Here is a 23271-nt window from a genome sequence, read left to right as displayed (position 1 = left end):
AGGCAAATTTAGCTTATGTTTGAAAAAATTCGCCGTCGTTTACTGTTGTCTTATTTAATCGTATTATCATTAATCTTAGGTGGATTTGCAATTGCTGTTCGGATTGTCTTTACCCATAGCCTCCATAAACAACAAACAGAGAAACTTGCTGCATTAGCACAAGTTGCTGCTGCTAATGCAGAGTTTGATAATGGGAGAATTAAAATTGAAAATGACTTACCTCAAGATAAATTATTTGAAAATCATCAAGGATTAAACTGGTTTGATACTAAAGGTAATCTAATCGAAAAACAGGGACAAGATATTTTAAGTTTACCTGTTCATGTAACAGAAGGAGAAAAAATTAATACAGTTGGTAAAAATCGTGTCCAGTCTGTCACTTTACCAATTATTAGTAGTGATGATAAACAATTTATCGGGTATGTAAGAGCCAGTCAATCTTTAGAAGAATTTGATGAAACTTTAAATAAATTAGATTTGGGATTAGGTGGTGGAATAGTTGTAGCTTTGATTATTAGTAGTGTTGGCGGAATTTGGCTTACTCGTCAAGCGATGCAACCAATTGAAGAAAGCTTTGAACGGTTAAAACAGTTTACTGCTGATGCTTCCCATGAACTCCGCAGTCCTTTAATGGCGATTAAAAGTAATGCAGGGGTAGCACTAAAGTATCCAGAAGGAATGCGAGAAACTGATGCAGAAAAATTTCAGGCTATTTCTAGTGCTACGAACCAAATGACTCGCCTCACTGAAGATTTACTATTTTTAGCTCGTCATGATAATATTCCTAACCGCAGTAAAGAAACTGTTAATCTCAGTTCAATTTTAAATAACTTAGTACAACTATATCAACCGCAAGCGATCGCTAAACAAATTAATCTGAAAAGCCAATTAACTGAAAAGCTTTATTTATTAGGTGATACAAATCAAATAACACGATTATTTACTAATTTAATTCAAAATGCTATAAATTACACACCGTCAGAAGGGATAGTAGAAATCACAGCTAATCGTTCTGCTTCAGACATAGTAGTTAATGTTCAAGATACAGGTGTAGGAATTGCACCAAAAGATTTAGGAAATATTTTTGAACGTTTTTGGCGAGCAGATAAATCACGTTCTTATAATTCTGGTGGTTCTGGTTTAGGGTTGGCTATTGCTCAAGCTATTGCTCAAAATCACGGTGGATTAATTACCGTCACAAGTCAATTGGGAATTGGAAGTTGTTTTACAGTGCGTTTACCAGCAAGTTCTCTTAATTAATGTTTATAAAAGTGTTTAACCAAGTACGATAGTACAGCTAGATTAACCATAAAGACTAAAAATTTGAAAATCGTTACCCCTTTAATTAACTCATAGATTTCGGGAGGTATACTAATACCAACTAATCCAATAACTAATATCTTTGCCCAAGTTTTTTCATACCATAAACCGATAGCCTCAATGGCTGTCACAACTGCATATATTGCAGTGGCAATTCCGCTAAATTTTAAAGTTTGTGGTTTGATATTAATAATTTTTTCTAGTAACCACTCAATAACTTCGCGTTTCCCTTCCAGTATGTAAGATTCGGAAAAGACCACAAGAGTATCATGTTTTTTTAAAGCTAACAGTAGAACAATAGATGTAGCTGTAAGTAGTAAAGCAACAAAGCCTTTATAAATAACAATTGCTATTAATCCTGGAGGACGTTTATCGATCATTTAATTTTCCTTACTTGTTACTTTATTGCTTGCTGAAAGCTAAATAATTTGTCAATAAAAAGGTTGACAACCTAAATCTGTGATTGATTTATGATAATTATATTCCCAGGTTGGATAATTAATTGATAATATGATAAAAATTAAGTATACTTTTTGTCAGTTTTTGTGTTGAAGCATTCATAATGTAGGTTGCTTAAATCTATATTTTTAATTTTTGTAACATCAATATATTTAATAAAAGTCAATAATTAGAAAAGATTAATTGTCAATAATATTTTGTTTAGTACCATTAGTATAGTAAAAATTAAGGGATGGGAATACAACCCATCCCTTATGTAACTAATTTTAAGCAATCGACCTCACATTTTAATCAAAATGTTCTCTGATGGCTCTGACATAAGCAGCGTCAGTATCATTGAGGTTGTTAAGCTCGTTTTCAGACTGAAAGTTTAAAGCTAATGAGTCAGATTCAGGATTAAATAGACTTGTCCGAAAACTCCAAAGCCATACTGTTCAAAGCTTTAAGCCAAAAGTTTGATATTTGCGTAAAAACGCAGTTACAAGGTTTTGAGATAGTTAGTGATAGTTTAGAGGCATAAAAATCAACTCCTAATTTCTAAATATTTATGATTATTGCTACTAGCTAACCTGGGAGAACTAAGCTACCTATTCTCAATCTAACTAACCCACATACTGTTAAAATAATTTGCTCATAAGTATCGAACTTTAAGCGGAATCTTTGTGAAGCAATCCGAAATATTTTAAGTAGTCGAATTAAATGCTCAATAAATATCCGATTACTAGACAAAGCCTTATTTTCATCTTTTTGCTGTTGACTTAATTCTCGCTTGGGTTTTCTTTTATGAGGCGTAGTGATGTTTTCGCCACCTTGAAATCCTTTATCACCTGAAAAAGGTTGATATTTATCAAATTTTGGCTGAGATTGACGAAACAATTTTATATCTGCTGTTGGCCCAGGAACCCCCACCTCTACTTCAACAATATCCTTACCTTCTGGCATCCCGAACATTAAACTTTTTAATGTATGTTGTCTCTTTTTACCAGAAAAATATTTTTGTTGCTCTTTGGAGTCAGAATCTCTATATATTGGCTGTTCTAGACTATCGACCAATAGCCTAAAATTTGTTAATATTTCTTGCACAAATAGTAAATCGCTCTCATTATTTGAGACTTGTTCTAATAAACTAGCAGGTAAAATATCTCGCAGGATTGATATCCAATAATGAAAAGTATCGTTGGCTTCTGTCTTCGATACTCCAAACAACATTCCTAATACTTGAAATGTCGGCATCTGTCTTAAATAAAACAAACATAAGCATACTTGCTCTGGTATTAGTAATATTTCTTTACGACCACCACCAGCCGCATTAATTCTTATTTTTTGGCTCTGGAGTTTGGTTTTAATTTCTTGATGGCTTTTTATAGCGCAATTTAATAATGATTGTAGTTGCTCGTAACTAATCCCTAAAATTTGTTTTGTTCGGTGTGGATATTTCTCGATATAATCAAAAACCATAACTTATTTGGAAAAATGGTAGACGCTCATTTCAACGTTTTACCATTTTTCTTTCCCTAAGTTAATATTTCGGACAAGTCTAATTTACTAGTTGCTGCTAGAACTGCCACATCTGGACTTGCTATTAATCCAAAACTAGCAACAATCAAGATGGGAATTGAACGGCTTATTGAGAGATACTTTTCCATAACTATCAAGCAAAGCTTATTGTGTATTTTCACAGTAATGAATAGTTGTGATAATACTGTGTTATCTTTGTTTCAATTCCTTATTTGTTAGTATATATATACATACAAAAAAGTACGATCATTCACCAATATAATTACTAAAGAGGTCAGTCTTCAAACTTATAACCAACACCATTGACTGTTTTAATAAAAGTGGGATTTGCTGAATCAGGTTCTATCTTTTTTCGTAACCGAGCTATAAGTGTATCGACTACTCGTTCATCTCCACGAAATTCACTACCCCATAATTTATCTATTAGTTGTGTGCGATTCCAAACTCGATTAGGATAGCTAACAAAAGTAGTTAGTAAGTTAAATTCCAAGTTTGTTAAATCTATTTTTTCTGAAAAATTAGGGTTCATTTGACGCAAAGCGGAGTGTTGCTCTATATCGAGCAGAAAATGTTGGGTACGGTAAACTTGATGTTGTTCTGGTTGACGCAAGCTACGTCGCAGAAGCGCCCGAACTCTGGCAACTAACTCTTTGGGGCTAAAAGGTTTGACTAAGTAATCATCAGCACCAGTAGACAAGCCAATAATACGATCTGTTTCCTCACTCTTAGCCGTCAACATTAAGATGTAGGGGTCTTTTGCACCAGGTTTTTGTCGAATTCTGGCACACAACTCTAAGCCATTGAGACTAGGAATCATCAAGTCGAGAATGATTAAGTTCGGTTGATGCTCTTGAATTATTTGGAATGCTTGAAGCCCGTCACCACAACTATGGCAAGAAAATCCTGCGTCTTCCAAAGAAAACTGGATTAACCGAGAAATTTCAAATTTATCCTCAACAATTAAGATTTCCATATTACAAGATATCAAAACATTTTATTCTGATATGGGCTAATTTTTGTATTATGTGAATTTAGTTGTAAATTGTAAATTTCTGGCAGTGTGAATTTTGTCAATATATTCAAGTATTATGAATTAATTTACTTAATATTAATGATTGCTAGCAAAGGGAGAAGGCGAGCAACATTCGCCTCCTCCCCTCTTTTGGTAAACTATGCTAAAAAAGCAGACTATATTATTTAAGTAATTAGTGAACTATAGCAGACCAAGTTTTTGCTCCAACAACTCCATCTGCTTTCAAATTATGAGACTTCTGAAAAGCAATAATGGCAGAACGTGTATTTCTACTGTAAACTCCATCAGTTGCTCCATTGTAGAGTTGTTTTGTTTTCAAGAATGCCTGAATCTCTCTTACTGCTTTGCCTCGGCTTCCTAATCGGAGAATTGGTGCTGTTTGAGGTGAGTAACTAATAAGTTTAGTTGATTTAGATGCTGCTGTGGTTGCTCGCATCGTTTTAGTAGCATTGACATTTTTGGGATGATATTGCGTTGAAATATGTGCGTTTGTTTTTTGTATTTTTGCGGTAGATGCTTGGGCATTAGCTGGTGCTATAGAAGAGAATAACAATGGACTTAAGGCTGCAATAGATAAAGCAAGTTTCACAAGTTTATTAGTCATAAGGGTGTATCTCCTTGTTTGGAAAATCTATTACAGCAGATTTAAAGTTAGTGAAGTATACCTTCAAGGTTTCAAAGTTAGTCACAAAGCTCATTTGTCTACTCTACCCTTCGGGAACGGCTAACACTGAACGAGAAAGCTGACGCGAACTGACTTCTGAATTCTGCTGTAATTTCAAGTTAGTTAGTAAAAGTAAAGAACTTGGAAAGATTTATCAGGATTTGAAAAAATTATTTTGTCTTTGAGAAATACTTGTGAAACCTTGCAGACACAATTTGCAAGATAAAGAGAAAAATGTGACTATTTTTTTATAATTTTGTAAAGAATTTGTCACACATGACTGATAAAGTCTAGAAAAAGCAATTTCTACAGTGCTTTGCTAGCGACAGATACAGAGCAGAGTTGCAAAATCACAATAACGGAGGTTATGAGTATGAAACCTGTTATCAATCTTATTTTGAAAGCTAGTTTGGTTGGAACTTTGAGTATAAGTCTATCAGTACAATCAGTTTACGCATCTCCATCACCGATTAGTGTCCCTGTCATCGAAGTTAGTGACAGTAATGATGATGTTAATAGTACAAAGGCATTTGCAATAGTGAGCAAAGATGAACAAGTAACAACCCTAAATCAAATCGGTGAGTATAGCAAGACTATCTATAACCTGATTAAAACCAACAATTGGACAGAAGCAAAAAACCATTTATCGCTACTTAAAGCTCTATCAGATCACCTTAAAACAGAAAAGGGAAAAACCGATGTCAACTTAGCCAAGCTTGACTCAAGTATCACTGTTTTGCAAAGTACGGTTGCAGCAAAGAACCATCAAGCAATGTGCGATGCTAACCAAGTTAGTGCGATCGCCGATCAACTAGCAATGCAGTTAGAACCTAAAATGCCTTTGGAGGTTGCCATGCTAGACTACTATGGTCGTGAACTAGAAATTTGGGCAGCCGATGGGAATACGGCTAGATTAAAAAATGTTGCTGGTAAAATTCGAGAGACTTGGGAAGCTTTACGTCCTTCAATCCAATCTCACGGCGGTTCACCTCAATTACAGAAGTTCGACGATACTCTAATTGCTTTAGTTGAGACAGCTAGTTCTCCTACTGAATATAGTCTGCTTGCCGCACCTGTACAAGGTGAAGTCAATAATCTCCGAAAAGTATTTCAACAGTAGATTTTTTTTAAAAGGCTCATTCATCTCACTGTCAATTTTGCAGGTATGGTAGGAGATGAATGGGTAGTTTAAAAACTGTCTGTGAATCAAACTGAATCTTCAGTGTACTTAGTGGAATTCAACTATATCTAAAGTGCGTTATGTTGCCGGAAGCATCGCTTATAGCAAGGCGTAGCCCATTATTGCCCAGGTAAAGCCAGTCTAAACCTAGTAAATCTTAAAAACTCCGCCCTGTGAGATTTGCAATAGCTGCAATTAACTCAGCTTGTTCTACAGGTTTAGCTAAACTTTTTTGAAAACCTGCCGACTGCGCCTGTTTTTTATCTAATTCACGGGCATAACCACTTAAAGCGATCGCCGGAATCTGGCTATATTGTCTCACTTCACTCGCTCTAATTTCCTGCATCAGCATATAACCATTTACATTTGGCATACCAATATCGCTGATGAGTAAATCTTGCTCTGAATTTGCCAGAACTTGTAATGCTTGTTCAGCCGATGCAGCTGTAGAGACGTGCATCCCGTGTTGTTCTAAGATAAAAACAAGCAACTCCCGAATATCAGGTTCATCATCTACTACTAAAACTTTTAAGCCTGCTAAAAGTGATGAGGCACAAGTCAAATGTGAAAGGGTAAGGATTCAGGTGGCAGAGTATTGACAAAGGGGATACTTGAGTAGGAGTATCACAAATATGAACCAAAATCTGCCTCAAGAATTAGACCGAGAAAGCTTGAACCAGTTATCAAAAGAACAACTGGTAGAGATAATTCTTGAACAGAATAAGGTAATACGTGAATTACAGAAAACCATCTTACAACTACAGCAAGAAGTAGAACGTTTAAAGGTCAGCCGAGATTTAGATAGCTCGAATTCGTCGAAACCACCATCACAAGACATCCATAAAAAGAGCGAAAACAAAAAAGCTCCCCCACAAGAGGAATCAAATCAGCCAAAAAAGAAGCCAGGCGGTCAGCTAGGACATCAGGGAAAAACCCGTAAAGGCTTTGGCAGCGTAGACCGTTATGAAATCTTACGCCCTCTAAATTGTGATTACTGTGGTCAAAAAGCATTTGCGACCGTAGCCGTAAAGGTGGAAAAGCACTCAGTAGCGCAATTAGTAGAACGTCCCATAGAAATAGTGGAATATCAACGTCACACCTGCATCTGTGAGTGTTGTGGCAATTTACAAGCAGCGCAGTGGCCACAACACATTATTCCCGGACAAGATTTAGGGGTGAAATTACAGGCATTTTTAGGGTGGGCAAATAATTATGCACATATGCCCTATGAAAAACAACAAGAAATGCTTTGGGAATTGGGGCAAATTGATATAGGGCTGGGGACGTTAGTTGCAACCAATGAACGAATAACTGGGGCAATTAAACCGAGCGTCATTGAGTTAAGTAGTTGGGTAAAACAGACACAACCTAACATTCATGTAGATGAAACACCTTGGTCTGTCAAGGGAGTGAAAGAATGGTTGTGGGTAGTTGCCAATTCTGATTTCTGCCTGTTTACTGCGGCTGATACTCGTTCTAGAGCCGAACTAGAAACAATTTTAGGGGCTAAATATACAGGGGTACTCAGCAGTGATGATTTTAGCGTTTACAATGGCTATCAAGCTGTAGCCCAGCAGAAATGTTTAGCACATCTACGCCGTCACTTCAAAAAATTAATTCAGCTTCCAGGTCTTCACAACCAAGCCATTGGCGAAACGTTTGTTAATTTAATTGATGAAGCTTTTAGACATTACGCCCTATGGTTTGAGACTCTTGACTGTGCTAGTTACAATGATTGGGTCAATCAATTCAAATCCAAATTGCAACAAACACTCGATTGTTGGATTGACTTAGCAGGGGCTACAGCAGGCAAGCTTTTACGTTCTTTGCGTGATAAAGCACATCAATGGTGGTATTTTCTTGACTACCCTGAAGTTCCCCCTGATAACAATCAGGCTGAACGTTCGCTACGTTTGGCTGTCACGAAACGCAAAGTTAGTGGTGGTTCCCGTTCAATGGAGCGATTTAAAAACACTGCTAATTTGTTGACGGTGGTGCAGACTTGTCGCCGTCAAGGTAGGTCTGTTATTGATTTTTTTGCACAAGCTCTAATTGCTGACTCCAATAATACTCAGTCTCGCCCTTCTTTACTTCCGCAATATTAGACCTGAATCCTTACGTGAAAGGGCTTTTGAATGATGATTTTTCTCTATCTCCTCCCTATCTTGTAGAAGTGGTAGTCTGACAATGAAAGTTGCTCCTTGTCCTTCTCCCATGCTTTGAGCTTCCACAGTCCCACTGTGAAGTTCTACTAAGTGGCGAACAATTGCTAGTCCCAATCCTAGCCCACCAAAATTCCTTGTTGTAGCGTTATCTGCTTGGCGAAAAGATTCAAAAACATGGGGTATAAACTCAGGCTTGATACCTATACCTGTATCTTTTACCTGAATTTGAGCAAATTTTTGTGTTGAGTCTGTTAATTCATACTTTTCTAAAAGACTAATTATAGATAACTCAATATCTACACGACCTCCTTGTAGTGTAAATTTGATCGCATTAGACAGCAAATTACACAGGATTTGATGTAAACGTTTGGAGTCACCTAAAACGTAATATTTTTTAGAGGAAGTTTTGAAATTATTTAATGATAAACAAGTATGAGAACTGAGTAATTCATTTCTCTTTTCTAAATCTATAACTGAAAATGATACAAATATTGCTTTTTCTTCAGCTATTAATCGCACCATTTCTACTGCTGACTCAATAGTAGATGCTAAATTGATTGGATATAAATCTAGAGTTATTTTATCTTGAATAATCCGAGAGACATCCAGTAGGTCTTCAATTAATTTAGTTTGCAATTTGGCGTTACGTTCAATAGTTTGAAGAGCGTAATTAGTAGTCTCTCGATCTAATTTTTTGCTTTGCAGTATCTCTGCCCAACCTAGAATCGGGTTGAGGGGCGATCGCAATTCATGAGAAAGGATTGCGAGAAATTCATCTTTACTGCGATTTGCGGCTTCCGCTTCTGCTCGTGCAGATTGCTCTCGCTCTAGTAACTGGTTTCTTTCTGCTTCTGCTAGCTTACGCTCGGTAATATCAGATAACATTAGTAGTACGCCGTTAAAATCACCCCAATCGGTAAAAATTGGCGTGGTAGAAACAATAACCCACAAATTAGAGCCGTCTTGAGTGCTAAAACGACAATCAAATCGTTGTCTTCTGCCTTGCTGCCATTGTGCCAAGATTGCTTCAACTTCATTCTCAACCGTTTCAGTCATCAACTCATTAAAAGAGCGATCGCTTATGTCCTCCATACCATAACCCAACATTTCAACTAATCGCTGGTTAACGTATTCAGTTCGCAACTGTGCATTCAATAACCAGATACCTTCATAAGCCGTATCGACAATATGACGATACCGCTCTTCACTGAGTTGAAGTTTGGCTAAATTTGCTTCGGCTCGTTGTCGAGCAACTCGAAGTGCAGCATTGAGCGAACTAATGAGCAACGCAACTATACTAAATAAGACCAAATGTAGAAGATTCGCACCGTGCCGAAGTACTAAATTGTCAGCTACAGGTGTTAAGAAAAAGTTGCTAGCTAAAACTGACAAAATAGTTGCAAGCAATCCTGCTCCTAAGCCACCATACCAAGCACTAAAAGTTACAGCAGCAAAAAATAGAGAGAAAACTGTTGATTTTACCAAAGACTGTAGCAGCAGTGTCAGCAGTAGTGCGACTACAACTGATATAACTGCAACAATATAGCGAGTTAAGCGATCGCGACTCAGGTGATAAAGTTGTCTAATCGGCCAGAGATTGATCAAATAAGCCATGCTCAATCCTAATTCTTTACTAATGCTATCTGCGTCATCCGTTCATATACTTTTTAAAGCTACAGTTTTTTAATCTACCTTCTCCTATGTCCTTCTAAACTGTGTATATTAAAAACTTAGTATGACAATTATTTGTCAATCTTGTGACGTTATAAACTTAGTCTTGAAATTAGGTTCTTAGTTTCAATACCTTAGCCAAAATAAGAGGGTGAAGAGAGAGGGCTGATGTAGTAGAGTTATTGTCTTCCCAAACGACAACTCAAAAGCCACAATCAACCCATGCCCGACATCTTATCACTCCTGCAATGCCTCCTGCCGCAGATAAACGCTACGACGATGCGTCATTTGAACCAGATAATCATTGCTATGTTAGGAATGAGCGGGCGAGTCACGATGTTGGGAATTGCCCGTTGGACAGGTGATGGCGGTAGCTACCGGACAATGGGGAGATTTTTTTCTACAGTCATACCTTGGGCAACATTGTTTTGGCTGTTTTTTCGTAAACATTTGTGGCGAAATCAGGATGTGTACTTGCTTGCAGGAGATGAAGTTGTAGTCACTAAAGCGGGTAAACAAACGTACGGGGTAGATAGATTTTTTTGTAGCTTGGCTAGTAAACCAATTAATGGTTTATCTTTCTTCGTATTGTCATTAATAAGTGTAGAAAGGAAACAGTCATTTCCTATTGGGATAGAACAGGTAATTAAAAGTGATACTCAAATAAATCCTACACTACCAATCAACAAAGTAAAACCTAAACAAAAACGTGGACGAGGACGACCAAAAGGAAGTAAGAACAAAAACAAAACCGAAGTGATATTAACATCGGAATTATTACTAATCCAGAAAATGATTAATTCATTATTCGAGTTAATAGCTCACTTTATTCCCCTAACATACTTGATTTTAGATGGTCATTTTGGTAACAACAATGCTCTACAGATGGCACGACAAGTTAACTTGCACATAATTTCTAAGTTACGCCATGATTCGGCATTATACATCCCTTATGAACATCCTGACTCAAGTAAACACTCTCGTCGTAAATACGGAGACAAACTAGATTATCGTAATCTACCTGACAAATACTTATGTAAAATCACAATTGATAAAAACATTCAAACTGATGTTTATCAAGCCACTCTGCTTCACAAGGAATTTGCACAGGCTCTTAATGTAGTCATTTTGGTCAAAATCAATCTTGATACTCATGCCCGTAGCCATGTGATTTTATTTTCTAGCGACCTAGATTTGAAGGCTGATAAAATCATTGACTATTATAAACTACGTTTTCAAATCGAGTTTAATTTTCGGGATGCTAAACAATTCTGGGGCTTGGAAGATTTTATGAATCTGAGTCAAACTGCTGTGACGAATGCCGCTAATCTTGCATTCTTTATGGTCAATTTATCCCATCATCTTCTCGCTGATTTCCGTCAACATAATCCTAACTCTGGCATTATTGACCTGAAAGCTTATTACCGTGGTTTTCGATATGTCCGTGAAATGTTAAAAATACTTCCTCAAAAGCCTGAGCCTATTTTATTAGCCCAAATTTTTGCCAAGCTCACTTCTTTGGGACGTATTCATCCCCTTTCCACAGGCGTTGAACCCTCGTAATTTGGCTAAGGTATTGTAGTTTGGTTATTATTTTTTTCAATGAGGTATTCCCTTCATTGAAAACTTGAGCTTGCAAGCAAAGATAAACTCAAATAAAATAATCAGCAGTCAGTGTAAACAATACATTTTTACTGACTGCTGAAAACCTAAAACCTTTCGCCAATCCCAAAATTGATGCGATTGTCACCATCGCCATTGATGCCGTAGTCAATGCGAATTGGCCCTAGTGGCGATTGTACGCGCACACCAAGACCATAACCGTAGCCACTACCATTTTTGTTCAGTACCTCAGCTGGCTTGGTATTACTTCCGAAATCACTACCAATATCAAAAAATAGTGCGCCACTGACGACTGAGAAAATGGGGAAGCGATACTCAGCCGAGGCTTGTATGTAAGTACGTCCACTACCTAATCCTCCTTCTTGATAACCCCGAACGGAGTTACTACCACCAAGGGTAAAGGCTTCGTAAGGAGGCAAGTCACCAAGAATAGTTCCACCCTGCAAGTTAAATGCTAAAGTTTGTGGCCCTTTGGTAAGACTAATAAAGTTGACAGGAAAATACTGGCTATAGTTACCTCGCAACCTGCTGAGAAAAATATTGCCTAGTCCTACTGGTACTGACTGATCAACTCCGAGGCGGAGATAAGAACCGCTAGTGGGTTGTAAGGGATTATTACGGCGATCGCGTTGTACCCCTAGTTGCAACAACAGTAAATCGTCTTCACCTTGTCCAGACTTGCTAAGTGGAACTAGTTCAGTAACTACTCCATTCTTGAACACGGTTCCTTCTTTTCTGATGTTGCCATTGGCATCACGGGTGGAAACTCGTTGATATTGCAAACCTGCTGAAGCCGTCCATTCAGAATTTTTGTCAAGATTATTGCTCAGGGGACGGGTAAAGGTGATACCGCCGCCTAGACGGAGGACACGGGGGCGATCGCCATTCGTTTTCCCTGCTTCAAAGGTCTTAATATCATTGTTTTTGCCATCAAAAATCAACGAAATGGAGCTACGGCGAAAAAGATTAGTGGTGTAAGAAGTCCGATCAGGATCTCCCGCAATCCAGGGATCTGTAAATCGTAGGTCAAACAGCAAATCCCTCTGTCCCACCTGTACTTCCGCACCTAATTTTTGGTTTCTTCCGTTTAGGTTCTGCTGCTGATAACTAACAGTGCCGTACAGTCCACTAGCAGAACTAATGCCACCTCCAACAGCGATTGAACCGCCACTGCGTTCGGCCACATTCACCACTACATCTACTTTGCTGGGGTCAGCACTAGGGTCAAGGGAGACATTTACATCTTCAAATAGTCCCAGTCCATACACTCGTTGCAAGTCTTTTTGCACAGTATTACGGTTGAATACCTGTCCCGGCTTCAACTCCAATTCGCGCTGAATGATATACTCCTGTGTCCGACCTCGTATTAGTTGTCCCTTTTCGTTTGTCTCTTGACCTTCTTTATTGCGGAACCGGACTCTAATATTCTCCACTACCCCTTCTGCTACTTGCAGGGTGACAACTCCGTTTTCAGAAACTTGCGGTGTTCCAATTATGTTGGCTAGCACGTAACCCTGGTCTTGATACCGCTTAGTTAATTGCTTGATACTCTCCTGGAAGTCGCGCAAATTTAAGATTCTGCCATACTGCTTACCAAAGACTTCATCCACAGCATTAGTAGGTAATACAGAGGGAACACCTGTGCCAGGATTAGCTTGCACTTCTACCTTAGTCAGAACAGGGTTAGGTTGCACTACAAAGCTTACTTTTACTCCCTTGGGAGTATCTTCTGGCATTGCTTGAACATTGGAGAAAAAGCCAGTACCAAATATAGCGTTAATATCTTCTTGCAGTTGGGAGCGAGTTGTAGTTCGTCCTGGTTGGGTACGAATGACTTTGTAAACTTGGTTTTCTAGTTCTGGTGTTAGTTGTCCTGCTTGAAGTCTGATAACTACTTCCGACACCAGCACGCGGGGTTCAGTTACTTCTGGGGCTTTGTTGGTTTGAGTATTTCCTGGACTTGTGGGAAATACGGGTATTGTCGCAGGCGGGTTAGCATTCTTTTGATCGAGAGTGGTGTCAGAGTCTTTTTCCGGTTGCTGATTAATTGTTGGTGTAAAAACCTTTGTTGTCTGTTTTAAACTGTCAGCAGTTTGTGCATTTGCATTCTTGCATTCGCTTAAAGGAACTGCAATTGACACTACTGCTACCAATACGGGGAATAGACGCATTTTACTTTACATTCCTCATAGTTACCACACGCAGTACTCCATAAGAGTCATTTAGCGATCGCTTCCGGCGGGGCGTAGCCTATCGTAAAGTAATCATGCTCTTATGCAAGCAACTGACCACGAAAGCCCAAAATGCTGATGAAAGCTATAGCTATAGCTAGATTAATTGAAATATTCATGGTGCAAATTTATCTGAAATATAGGTTTGTGATTATAAGCAGTAAAGGTCAAGAACTTGGAAAGATTCAGATGAATGACTTAATTTTTTTATTACATTGTTGTTGAGGCGATCGCAGGATATTTTTTTAAATTAAACCAAATCTTTCCGAGTTCTTGACTTTTGTTCTGCATAATTCAATCCGACAACCTAACTTATACAGGTTGTTGAACTCTAATTAAAGGAGTGGATACAATGAGAAATTCCGCAAAAGTGATAGTAGCAGCAGCTACTATCAGTGTGTTGGGATTAGGATTAACAAAGTCGGTCTTTGCAACCCAAATACCGTCTAATGTTTCTGTCAAATCTGAGTATTCCAAACACACCCAATTCTCTCAAGTCAATGCTGAAGAGTCTGATCCATCCGATCCTGCTGGAGACCCACCTGGCGGCCCTGATGGTGGCCCTGATGGTAATGGAGAGGGTGGCCCAGAAGGTTAAGTGCAACTTTTGCACTTTATCTTGTTGCCCCTCTAGTTTTAAATTACCGTTAATTTAATACCAATTTGCTTTCTCAAATGTCATTCTGTAACCTAAAGCTTTTTCTGCTGGTTACATAGCGAAATGAAGTGTTGGCAAAGTGTTCCCCAATGATATAATTTCGCGAGATTCTTTGTTAGACTCGGTTTGCTCCGATATGATCAATTTACCTTTTTGATTGCAAATTGGTATTACGAAACTAACTACGTAGAGTTTTATTTTAACTGTTGAAGATAGGATCTTATCTTCAACAGTTTTATACAAAATTTTTATTTTTAAGATTTATGAGTAATCGCAAGATAAAATATGATTCAACTGATATACCTGCTGAATCAAACATGAATGTAATCATTCGCGTACAAATAAACAAGGTTGTTGAAAATAGCTGATTCAACAACCTTGTATTTAGCTATTTACAGCTACACATCACTTGTGACTAGTAAGAAATAATCCTACTTACTGCCTTCATTTGTTTCCCGTTCGTTATTGTTCTCCGTAACTTGAATGCTACTCTTTGGACGAGAAGCTTCATTTTCATCGCTTTCCTGGTTAGCATTCTCAGTGTAGAGAACCTTACCATTACCAGCGTCAACTTTCACCTCTTTTTGACCAATTTCTACAGCATAAACTAAGTTACCATCTTCATTTTCGAGTTTTACACTACTAGCTTTAGCACCGACAGAAGTTTCAGCAGCTAGTTTAGCTTGTTCTGCTGTAATTTTAGCTAAAGCTTGTAGTTTTTTATCCTCTTGCTGTTCTTCTTGATCATCATTAGTTTCACCGTCACCATCACTTGCTTGAGCTATTTTAGTGTGATGAACACCATTTTTCATGATTTCAGGAGCTTCTGTAAAATCATTGGCTTCGCCATCTCCGTCACTAGCCTGAGCTACTTGTACACTGTTTTGAGAAGAAGAGGCACTTACGGTTTTGACCACTGCACCAACGCCTAAAATACTCATTAAAGCAGCTGCTAAAGCAATTTTTATTGAAGTCTTCATGTGTATATATCCTGGAAGTTTTTGTTTGTTGAGCAATCCAAAGTAGTTATCCTTACTGTGCTTTTCACACCTGTATTTGAGTTGCTATAACATCACTTTAAATATAAAAAGTCAAGAACTTGGAAAGATTGTTTAAGATTATAAAAAATAAATTCACTAACTATATCTAAGTTATGAACAAAAAAATTTGAAAACTTTTTTGCACTCCATCAAATCTTTCCAACTTCTTAACAAATGCTATCTATAGTAAAACTACAAACACGGATTGAGGTATGTAGGATTTATGAATAGCTCAACAAAAATCATTGTTATCGGTTCTTTGCTTGGTACTTTAGGTATCGCTGGTTTGCCAAAAGCTATCTCTATAAATCAACCCCAGTTACCTGTTGCAATTATGCCACAGCATTACAGCAGCACTCAGATGATGATTAATCAGGATAAAAATGTGGAAGTCAATGAAGAGAGAGAAAAGCTAGATACAGCTAATGATGCTGATACTGAAGTAAATGATGATAAAGTACCAACTTTCCTCAGCCAAGTAGGTGAATACGGTGAAAGTGCCTACGATATGGCTAAAGCCAATGATTGGACAAAAGCCACAGCTAATCTTTCCTTGCTTGAAAATGCAACAAAAAGTCTACATACCGAAATCAAGGGTGATAATAAAACACAACTAGCACAGTTGGATTCCAAAATAGCAGCACTCGATAAAGTTGTCACCGCTAAAAATCGCATATCTGCAATGCGCGACGCTAACCAAGTGACGTTAATCGCTGCCAATATTACCAAGGAATTTGAACCAAAAGTACCAATTGAGGTAACGCTACTTGATTACTATGGACGCGAGTTGGAAATTTGGTCAGCAACAGGAAATACAAGCCAGCTGAAAAAAACTGCATCGGAGATGCGCCGCACCTGGAATGAGGTTAGACCATCTATCTTAGCGCGTGGAGGAACTGCACAAGTACAGAAATTTGATGGACTTGTTGCTAGTGTTGAGGCGGCTAAATCATCTAAAGATTATGATCGTCTTGCTACCCCTGTACTAGATGAAGTGGATAATCTAGAGAAGGTCTTTAAATAGTAATACTTAGACTTTCTGATACTTGAGTATGCTCAATGCTTGAGGTATTGGTACTCACAAAAACAAGCTCTAGATACACAAATTAGTTGACTATTACATTAGCAACTAATCATAGATAACATTGGACTACTTTTGGAGTTGGATAGATGACCCCACCTAGTTACCCAAAAAATCACACCACAGCCTCAAGCAAGAAAAGTAATTATTTGAGGTCTTGGAAACAAAAATATCATGACTACAGTGGAAAAAGGCTGAATTGGTTTCAAGTAATTTTCTTGCTTCAAGGTTCAATTACCGTAAATATTATTCCTTGGATAGCTTTTTTTAGTTTATATAGTTCGATGATTTCATTACTTGAGTATCATGAAAACCATATATCTTTACCAAAGATAACTGGTGGTCTTCCAAATATTGTTTTGAGTTTCAATCTTGTCTTGAGTTTGTTATTAATTTTTCGGACTAATGCAGCTAACGAGCGACATTGGGAAGGTCGAAAGTTATGGGGAGTTTTAGTTAATACATCTCGTAACTTAGGTCGAGGAATATCAATAATAATTGAAGAGCGCTCAATTAACGATAGGTTGGAAAAAGAAACAATAATCCAGTTAGTGACTGCTTTTGCACTAGCAATGAAGTTGCATTTGCGCCGTGAACCTATAAATGCAGAGTTAATAGAATTGATGTCTTCTCTTCATTATTGTAAACTTAAAAATACGAATCATCCACCACTACAAATTGTGTTTTGGATTGGAAAATACTTGCAAGATGTATATCATCGTAATCTTGTAAATGTCTATCAACTGAATAGTTTGCAAAGTTTGGTAAATAACTTGGTGGATATTTTAGGCGGTTGCGAACGCATTTTAAAAACACCAACTCCTTTGGTGTATTCTATTTTTTTGAAGCAATTATTAATAATATATTGCTTAATTTTGCCTATTGAGCTAGTTGGCATTTTTAAATGGTGGACTGTTCCAGTAATGATTGTCATAAGTTTAACATTGTTTGGGATTGAAGAAATTGGGTCTGAATTAGAAAATCCCTTTGGACATGACCCCAATGATTTACCTTTGGATATGATCTGTGACACAATTTCTGGTAACATCAAAGATTTAATTACATCTGCTTCTCAAGGTAATGAAGACGTTTAAACATTTTTAGCTGAAACTCCAGTTATACTTTAAATAATAGTGAATTACATGATTTGTCCAAATAAAAATCAAGCTAACGATAGAACTGCTCGGCTTATGATTCACCTGTAGAATTCATTTATCTGATTTACTCAGATAGTTTATAAAAACTGCTCTTTTGAACCGAAACTTAGTTTAAAATTTGTTAAAAGGTAGAATTTCGTAGATGTCAAATACAAACGAAAATAAACCCTTACTTCAGCATCTTGCTTTAAAAGCGCCATCCTGCTTAGAAGAAGCATTGGGATATACTGGAAAGTCACGCTGGTTGGGACTGTACTGGGAGCCTGAGTTAAACCAAGTTTGCTACACTGATGGTCAGTCATTAGGAATGGGTAACGAAAAAGCATGGCAAATACTTTGCACCCATCCTAAAGTCAAGCCATTACTTCAACCTTACCACTTTGGCGATCGCAGTCAATCTACTGAGTATTGTTATCTCCTACTAGACAGAGAAACCCGCAAGCTTTATCTGGGAGAAGGCGAGGTAGTTGAAAGTTGCCTAACAGAGCCACAAACATTAGCATTGCTAGCGGCTTTGGACTCCCCTCTAGCTGTCCCTATGACAAATAACGATCAGAAACGATGGCTTAATTGGTCAAATTTACAGACTCGTCCAATAATAATTGGTAGTGCTTTATTAGTATTACTTGGTCTACCCACAATTGGATTTGGTGCTGCTGTAATTTTAGACGAGAAAGATTGGGTAGAAGTGGAACTGCCTGAATGGATGGATTGATCAACTTGGTATTTCTAAGCTTGTAAGTTAATTCCAGGTTTGGTATGTGAATATTGTGTCGGATTTTACCAATTGGATTTTTATTTTGCGTACAAGTGGGGTTTAGTTTAAACCAGTTACATCACAATACCTATTTTGAAGTGTATGCAATCTCTCAAATACTTGTACAAGTGTGACAGTACTAGTTGCTATTAATAGTAAGGACAAAAGTGAACTGGAAATTTAATGCTTAGTTCCAGAAACGGACTAATATATTTTGGTAAACCAACGACCAAAAACTCTAACCAACGTGCAAAAAAAACCTTTACGCACCCGCGTTAGTACAGAAGAGTATCGACTATTACAGCGTCTACGCGAACGCAAACCTGCACAGAATCCACCTAAGCCTCCGGCGACTCTAGGCGACAGGTTTTCCGATATAGTAGCTGATACCGTCGGCTCTTGGCGATTTATTCTCATTCAAAGTGCTTTACTCATACTGTGGATTATTCTTAACGTCACAGCCTACATCAAGCATTGGGACCCATATCCATTTATCTTACTTAACCTAATGTTGTCCTTTCAGGCAGCTTATACTGCACCCATCATTATGATGAGTCAGAATCGTCAAGCTACCATTGATCGCCAAGATGCGAAATATGACTATGAAGTAAATAAAAAAGCAGAATTAGAAATTGAATTGCTACACGATAAGATGAATCTGTTACGGGAAGATGAAATTGTTGAGATTATGCGACTTCTGAAAGTCCATCAGGAACAGTTACAACTTATAGAAGGTAAGTTATCAGAAATATTTGCCCGTCTAATTGATAATTGATTTCATTTAATAGATATCTCAGATAAATTAAGTTTAAAAAATATAAATTTTTTGGAAAATCAACAAACTCAAAAACTGTATTTTAAATCATCACTTCAAGAGCAAATTTCATCGTAATTTCATTTATGTATGAAAAACTAAAGAAAAGAAGCTATATTCAATCTCAGTATATTTTTTAGAGAGGTATTATGAAACGCTTAATCTACACCATACCCCTGACTGCAATTAGCTTATTGACATTTGTAGGATGCAATAGCTCTCAACAATCTACTACCCAGACCCCTGCTACTACTGAAACCACTGGAGGGACAACAGTATCTAAAACTCCTGGTGCTACACAGGGAGGTTTTGATGCTTTAGTCAGTGTTGTTTCAAATACAAAAACTGCTGTGGAAGCAGGGAATTTTGATAAAGCCCAACAAGAGTTTGACAAGTTTGAAAATGCTTGGGTTAAGGTTGAGGATGGTGTCAAAACTAAATCTTCCAAAACCTATAATGCGATTGAAGACACTGCAACTCAGGTGAAGGGTGCGCTGAAAGCAAAAGATAAAGCAAAAGCTCTTGAGGGGTTACAGACACTTAACTCAAATATCGCTAGTGTTTCCAAGGGGTGAGAAATCACTAAGATAATTTCCACTGGAGATTTTTGATCATGCGTTCATTTCGCAAGTACCACCGCACTCTGGCGATTATTCTAGCTTTACCGCTTTTTGTAACATTGTTAACTGGTATCGCAGCTACACTGGTGGGTGAGTGGTCAGCTAATATTGGAGTTCCGCGTAGTCTTTTGCTTTCGATTCATCGCGGTGAAATCTTTGGTTTACAAGGAATTTACCCAATTTTGAACGGACTGGGACTCTTGGGGTTGTTGGTGACTGGATTAAGTATGACTAGTTTGTTTGGTAGGAAAAAGCCAAAATCCAAGCAGGATTAGAAAAGGTATAGGTTTACTCAAGAGCGATCGCAGTAGTATAGTATGGTATGTCTTTGTGATATCTAATTGCAGTAGATAGCTTATTGACCAATGTAATATGGCATCTTTGACGTTTGAGCAAGCTTTGGATTTAGCTCAGAAAGACAAGGCTTGCTTAATGATATTTCACTACTTTACATAGCTAATGTTACGAACCTTTGATTAAGTCTGTAACAGCATTATATTTTTAATGTGTAATTTTTTTTAGTTGCATCATACACCCTACAAAAGTTTCCAATTTCTTGACATTTGTTGTTTAGAGTCAAACAAGGCCAAATCACTACGATGAAGGCTTCATCACTACTCTAAAAAATTAAGTAGGACAAATATCATGAAAAAAGTTTTAAACAGGGTTCCAGAGGTTACAGGTTCTTTCTGGATTATTAAAGTTCTGGCAACCACAGTAGGTGAAACTGCGGCTGATTATTTGTCAGTAACTCTGAACCTTGGTTTAGGCATTACATCCTATATTATGAGTGGCGTGTTACTGATTGCACTTTGGAATCAGTTTAGGCTGAAACGGTATGTCCCAATGAGTTACTGGCTTGTAGTTGTTTTTACAAGCATTACTGGCACACTGATTACTGATAGATTGGTAGATGAGCTTGGAGTTAGTTTGATGACAACTACTATAGTTTTTAGTGTTGTCTTGCTAGTAGTTTTTGCGCTTTGGTATTTAAAAGAAAAGACATTAGCCATGCACTCCATCAACACAGCTAAAAGAGAGCTTTTCTACTGGGTGGCTATTTTATTTACGTTTGCTTTAGGTACGGCAACAGGAGACTTACTAGCAGAGGCTTTGAAGCTAGGTTACGCCCAATCAGCACTAATATTTGGTGTTTTAATTGCGATAGTAGCTGGTGCTTATTATTACTTTAGAATTAATGCAGTCTTGGCATTTTGGATAGCATATATTTTGACTCGTCCGCTTGGCGCATCTGTAGGTGATTTACTATCTCAACCTGCTAAAAATGGTGGCTTTGGTTTAGGTACGGTCGAAACTAGTATGCTTTTTCTTTCTATAATCGTAAGTCTGGTTATTTACTTAAGCCTTAAGCAGAAGCAACCAGCGCCGATTGACCAACAAGATTGATTAATGATGGCGACGATTTGCCATATTGCTCAACAGTGGGATGCTGGTTTAATTATCTTAGGTTGGCATGACCACTGTGTGATGAGCTACACCCCGCCGGAGGCGATCGCGTAATTTTCATAGGCAGCGTTAACAACTATATGCTTTACTATGCAAATTGTTCGGTATTAATTGTTAGCGAGGGATGACATTAGCTATGCCCGTGACACCACCCACTGAAAAACACTTTACGGCATCGGAAACTATTCGTGATATCGTCATTGGTATGTCTGATGGTCTGACTGTTCCTTTCGCACTAGCAGCAGGTTTATCAGGTACTTTGTCATCTACCAATGTGGTTGTTACAGCCGGAATGGCAGAAATTGCAGCAGGATCAATTGCGATGGGTTTAGGTGGATACCTTGCTGCTAAAACTGACTTTGAACACTATCTGACAGAAAGAAAGCGGGAGTTACGCGAAATTAGAGAAACCCCAATACAGGAATCGGAGGAAGTTGCACAAGTTTTTCGTCGATATGGGTTAAATGATGAACTTATTGCTCCCCTTGTCGCAGCCATTCGTGCTGAACCTACACAATGGACAGATTTTATGATGCGCTTTGAGTTGGGACTTGAACCACCCAATCCTATTCGTGCGCGACAAAGTGCTTTTACCATAGCAGCTTCCTACATTGCTGGCGGATTAATACCGCTTTCACCCTACATATTCATCAGTGACCTGACAATAGCACTCAAAGTATCAACGATAACAACACTAGTTGCATTATTTGCTTTTGGTTATGTAAAAGGACACTTTACTGGAGTAAATTCATTGCATAGCGGACAGCAAACAGTTTTAGTGGGAGGGCTAGCAGCAGCAGTTGCTTTTGGTATTGCTCGGATGATTGGATAGTATTAAATATACATCTATAAAGATAAGTTAGAAATAATATCTAGTTAGATGAGGGGAGACTTGGCCTCACTTATCCGCCTCTTGAGTAATGTCAAGCTGGTGTAAGCAACAAGTATACTCAGCAACTCTAAATTAATAGATGCAATAAATGTAGCGCCTCTAAAACTGTTAAATATATCCCACAAAGCATGGAGTAATATAGCTGTTAAAAAAGCTCCTAATACTTGCCAATTTAATACCGCACGTCCTGCTTTCTCTCGTTCTCTCCATAGTACGGCGCAGACCAGCCCAGTCCAAGCTGCGTGTCCAGCAGGAGATAACAGTCCGCGAGCAAATAAGACCCCATCAAGGACAAGTAGGTTCCCCTGCGATCGCAAAAGTGTAACGAAGGCATAACCCATTGTTTCCAGTGCAGCAAAACCCATTGCAGAAGCAGTTCCTAAAAGTATTCCCGTTGCCTCAGAACGCAGGCGACCTTTGAGATAAAATCCTAAAGGAAAAATTAACTTAGCACTTTCCTCAATTAGTCCCACGCCAAGCATTGGTAAAAACCCCAGTGTTTCTAGAACATTGTACTCAAGGGTTCCTGCTACAAGTGTTCCTACTGCTCCCCCCCAGAGAAAACAAGTAGCCATTGCCGGAAAAGACACTTCCCAGTTTGGTAGAGTCTCATAGAGGTAAGTTACGAAAGTAATAGGTATTAAAAAAGACCCAAGCAAAATGACGCTAGGGACAAAGTTGAGGTTATTGGTTGCTATGAGCGTTTTTTCCATTGCATAGAGGAGGAAAAGCCCAATCATGAATATTTGAAACCACTTGCGTTTGATAAAACCCATATTGAAATGATGAGATGAGAATCAGTATTAATTTAGGCAACCTAATCCATGCTAATTAAACCAGATATGTTGATTGAGGGCTATATCCACATAATTTTATTTACTTAATGACACTAGCAATCTCTGTGTAACCAAAGTAAAGTGC

Annotated in this window: 22 protein-coding genes; 13 read left to right on the top strand and 9 right to left on the bottom strand. The window is 38.0% G+C overall.

The genetic code is table 11. The features are described from left to right. Window positions 1-15 precede the first annotated feature (15 nt). Window positions 16-1260, top strand: coding sequence for a sensor histidine kinase (locus NCWK1_RS18585; RefSeq protein WP_103125744.1), 1245 nt, complete (start codon window positions 16-18; stop codon window positions 1258-1260). Here NCWK1_RS18585 and NCWK1_RS18580 read toward each other — a convergent pair. The 4 genes from NCWK1_RS18580 to NCWK1_RS18565 form a co-directional block, all read right to left on the bottom strand. After that, window positions 1257-1700, bottom strand: a complete 444-nt coding sequence (locus NCWK1_RS18580; protein ID WP_073597718.1) for a DUF2127 domain-containing protein — start codon at window positions 1698-1700, stop codon at window positions 1257-1259. The two genes, NCWK1_RS18585 and NCWK1_RS18580, sit on opposite strands and share 4 nt — an antisense overlap. A 643-nt stretch (window positions 1701-2343) precedes the next feature. Next, window positions 2344-3237 carry a transposase family protein gene (locus NCWK1_RS18575; protein ID WP_103125743.1) on the bottom strand — a complete coding sequence of 298 codons (894 nt, stop codon included), beginning with the start codon at window positions 3235-3237 and terminating at the stop codon, window positions 2344-2346. 334 nt (window positions 3238-3571) lie between these two features. After that, window positions 3572-4270 (bottom strand): response regulator transcription factor, encoded by a 699-nt coding sequence (locus NCWK1_RS18570; protein WP_103125742.1) that lies wholly within the window; start codon window positions 4268-4270, stop codon window positions 3572-3574. Window positions 4271-4502: 232 nt separating this feature from the next. Then, the gene (locus NCWK1_RS18565) at window positions 4503-4934 is read right to left on the bottom strand and encodes a peptidoglycan-binding domain-containing protein (RefSeq protein WP_103125741.1); all 432 of its coding nucleotides are present in this window, start codon (window positions 4932-4934) and stop codon (window positions 4503-4505) included. 433 nt (window positions 4935-5367) lie between these two features. Between NCWK1_RS18565 and NCWK1_RS18560 the strand changes: the two genes are divergently transcribed. Further along, on the top strand, window positions 5368-6114 hold the full coding sequence (locus NCWK1_RS18560; protein ID WP_103125740.1) for a hypothetical protein: 747 nt from the start codon (window positions 5368-5370) through the stop codon (window positions 6112-6114). Between the two features lie 217 nt (window positions 6115-6331). On the opposite strand, the gene NCWK1_RS18555 is transcribed toward NCWK1_RS18560, so the two are convergent. Beyond that, complete coding sequence (locus NCWK1_RS18555) at window positions 6332-6736, bottom strand: response regulator (RefSeq protein ID WP_245894936.1); 405 nt, start codon at window positions 6734-6736, stop codon at window positions 6332-6334. 70 nt (window positions 6737-6806) lie between these two features. On the opposite strand from NCWK1_RS18555, the gene tnpC reads away from it, so the two are divergent. Then, entirely contained in the window at window positions 6807-8279 is a 1473-nt protein-coding gene (tnpC, locus tag NCWK1_RS18550; protein WP_103125739.1) for an IS66 family transposase, read from the top strand. Here tnpC and NCWK1_RS18545 read toward each other — a convergent pair. Next, a complete protein-coding gene (locus NCWK1_RS18545) occupies window positions 8262-9953 on the bottom strand; it encodes an ATP-binding protein (protein ID WP_245894935.1) in 1692 nt (563 codons plus the stop codon). The two genes, tnpC and NCWK1_RS18545, sit on opposite strands and share 18 nt — an antisense overlap. 279 nt (window positions 9954-10232) lie before the next feature. Here NCWK1_RS18545 and NCWK1_RS18540 point away from each other — a divergent pair, with 279 nt between their 5' ends. Further along, window positions 10233-11573, top strand: a complete 1341-nt coding sequence (locus NCWK1_RS18540; protein ID WP_103125738.1) for a transposase — start codon at window positions 10233-10235, stop codon at window positions 11571-11573. Between the two features lie 146 nt (window positions 11574-11719). Here NCWK1_RS18540 and NCWK1_RS18535 read toward each other — a convergent pair whose 3' ends face one another. Then, entirely contained in the window at window positions 11720-13804 is a 2085-nt protein-coding gene (locus tag NCWK1_RS18535) for a BamA/TamA family outer membrane protein (protein WP_103125737.1), read from the bottom strand. A gap of 412 nt (window positions 13805-14216) precedes the next feature. Here NCWK1_RS18535 and NCWK1_RS18530 point away from each other — a divergent pair, with 412 nt between their 5' ends. After that, window positions 14217-14462: a hypothetical protein gene (locus NCWK1_RS18530; RefSeq protein ID WP_103125736.1), complete on the top strand. Its 246-nt coding sequence runs from the start codon at window positions 14217-14219 to the stop codon at window positions 14460-14462. A gap of 491 nt (window positions 14463-14953) precedes the next feature. On the opposite strand, the gene NCWK1_RS18525 is transcribed toward NCWK1_RS18530, so the two are convergent. Continuing rightward, window positions 14954-15502 (bottom strand): PepSY domain-containing protein, encoded by a 549-nt coding sequence (locus NCWK1_RS18525; RefSeq protein WP_103125735.1) that lies wholly within the window; start codon window positions 15500-15502, stop codon window positions 14954-14956. A gap of 283 nt (window positions 15503-15785) precedes the next feature. On the opposite strand from NCWK1_RS18525, the gene NCWK1_RS18520 reads away from it, so the two are divergent. From NCWK1_RS18520 to NCWK1_RS18485, 8 genes are all read left to right on the top strand, one after another. Further along, window positions 15786-16586 (top strand): hypothetical protein, encoded by an 801-nt coding sequence (locus NCWK1_RS18520; protein ID WP_103125734.1) that lies wholly within the window; start codon window positions 15786-15788, stop codon window positions 16584-16586. Window positions 16587-16732: 146 nt separating this feature from the next. Beyond that, the gene (locus NCWK1_RS18515; protein WP_103125733.1) at window positions 16733-17737 is read left to right on the top strand and encodes a bestrophin family protein; all 1005 of its coding nucleotides are present in this window, start codon (window positions 16733-16735) and stop codon (window positions 17735-17737) included. Window positions 17738-17942: 205 nt separating this feature from the next. Next, window positions 17943-18515: a hypothetical protein gene (locus NCWK1_RS18510; RefSeq protein ID WP_103125732.1), complete on the top strand. Its 573-nt coding sequence runs from the start codon at window positions 17943-17945 to the stop codon at window positions 18513-18515. A gap of 256 nt (window positions 18516-18771) precedes the next feature. Further along, entirely contained in the window at window positions 18772-19332 is a 561-nt protein-coding gene (locus NCWK1_RS18505) for a DUF1003 domain-containing protein (RefSeq protein ID WP_245894934.1), read from the top strand. A gap of 188 nt (window positions 19333-19520) precedes the next feature. Next, entirely contained in the window at window positions 19521-19946 is a 426-nt protein-coding gene (locus tag NCWK1_RS18500) for a DUF4363 family protein (RefSeq protein WP_103125730.1), read from the top strand. Between the two features lie 38 nt (window positions 19947-19984). After that, entirely contained in the window at window positions 19985-20266 is a 282-nt protein-coding gene (locus tag NCWK1_RS18495) for a peptidase (RefSeq protein WP_103125729.1), read from the top strand. A gap of 370 nt (window positions 20267-20636) precedes the next feature. After that, window positions 20637-21398: a COG4705 family protein gene (locus NCWK1_RS18490; RefSeq protein WP_103125728.1), complete on the top strand. Its 762-nt coding sequence runs from the start codon at window positions 20637-20639 to the stop codon at window positions 21396-21398. Window positions 21399-21582: 184 nt separating this feature from the next. Continuing rightward, window positions 21583-22290, top strand: a complete 708-nt coding sequence (locus NCWK1_RS18485; protein ID WP_222838798.1) for a VIT1/CCC1 transporter family protein — start codon at window positions 21583-21585, stop codon at window positions 22288-22290. 44 nt (window positions 22291-22334) lie between these two features. On the opposite strand, the gene NCWK1_RS18480 is transcribed toward NCWK1_RS18485, so the two are convergent. Then, the gene (locus NCWK1_RS18480; protein WP_103125727.1) at window positions 22335-23126 is read right to left on the bottom strand and encodes a PrsW family intramembrane metalloprotease; all 792 of its coding nucleotides are present in this window, start codon (window positions 23124-23126) and stop codon (window positions 22335-22337) included. Between the last annotated feature and the right edge of the window lie 145 nt (window positions 23127-23271).

This window comes from Nostoc cycadae WK-1 (genome assembly GCF_002897135.1).
In the GTDB taxonomy this organism is placed as follows: domain Bacteria; phylum Cyanobacteriota; class Cyanobacteriia; order Cyanobacteriales; family Nostocaceae; genus Nostoc_B.
Note: the sequence above shows the minus strand (reverse complement) of the source record. Positions and strands in the feature narration are given on the sequence as shown.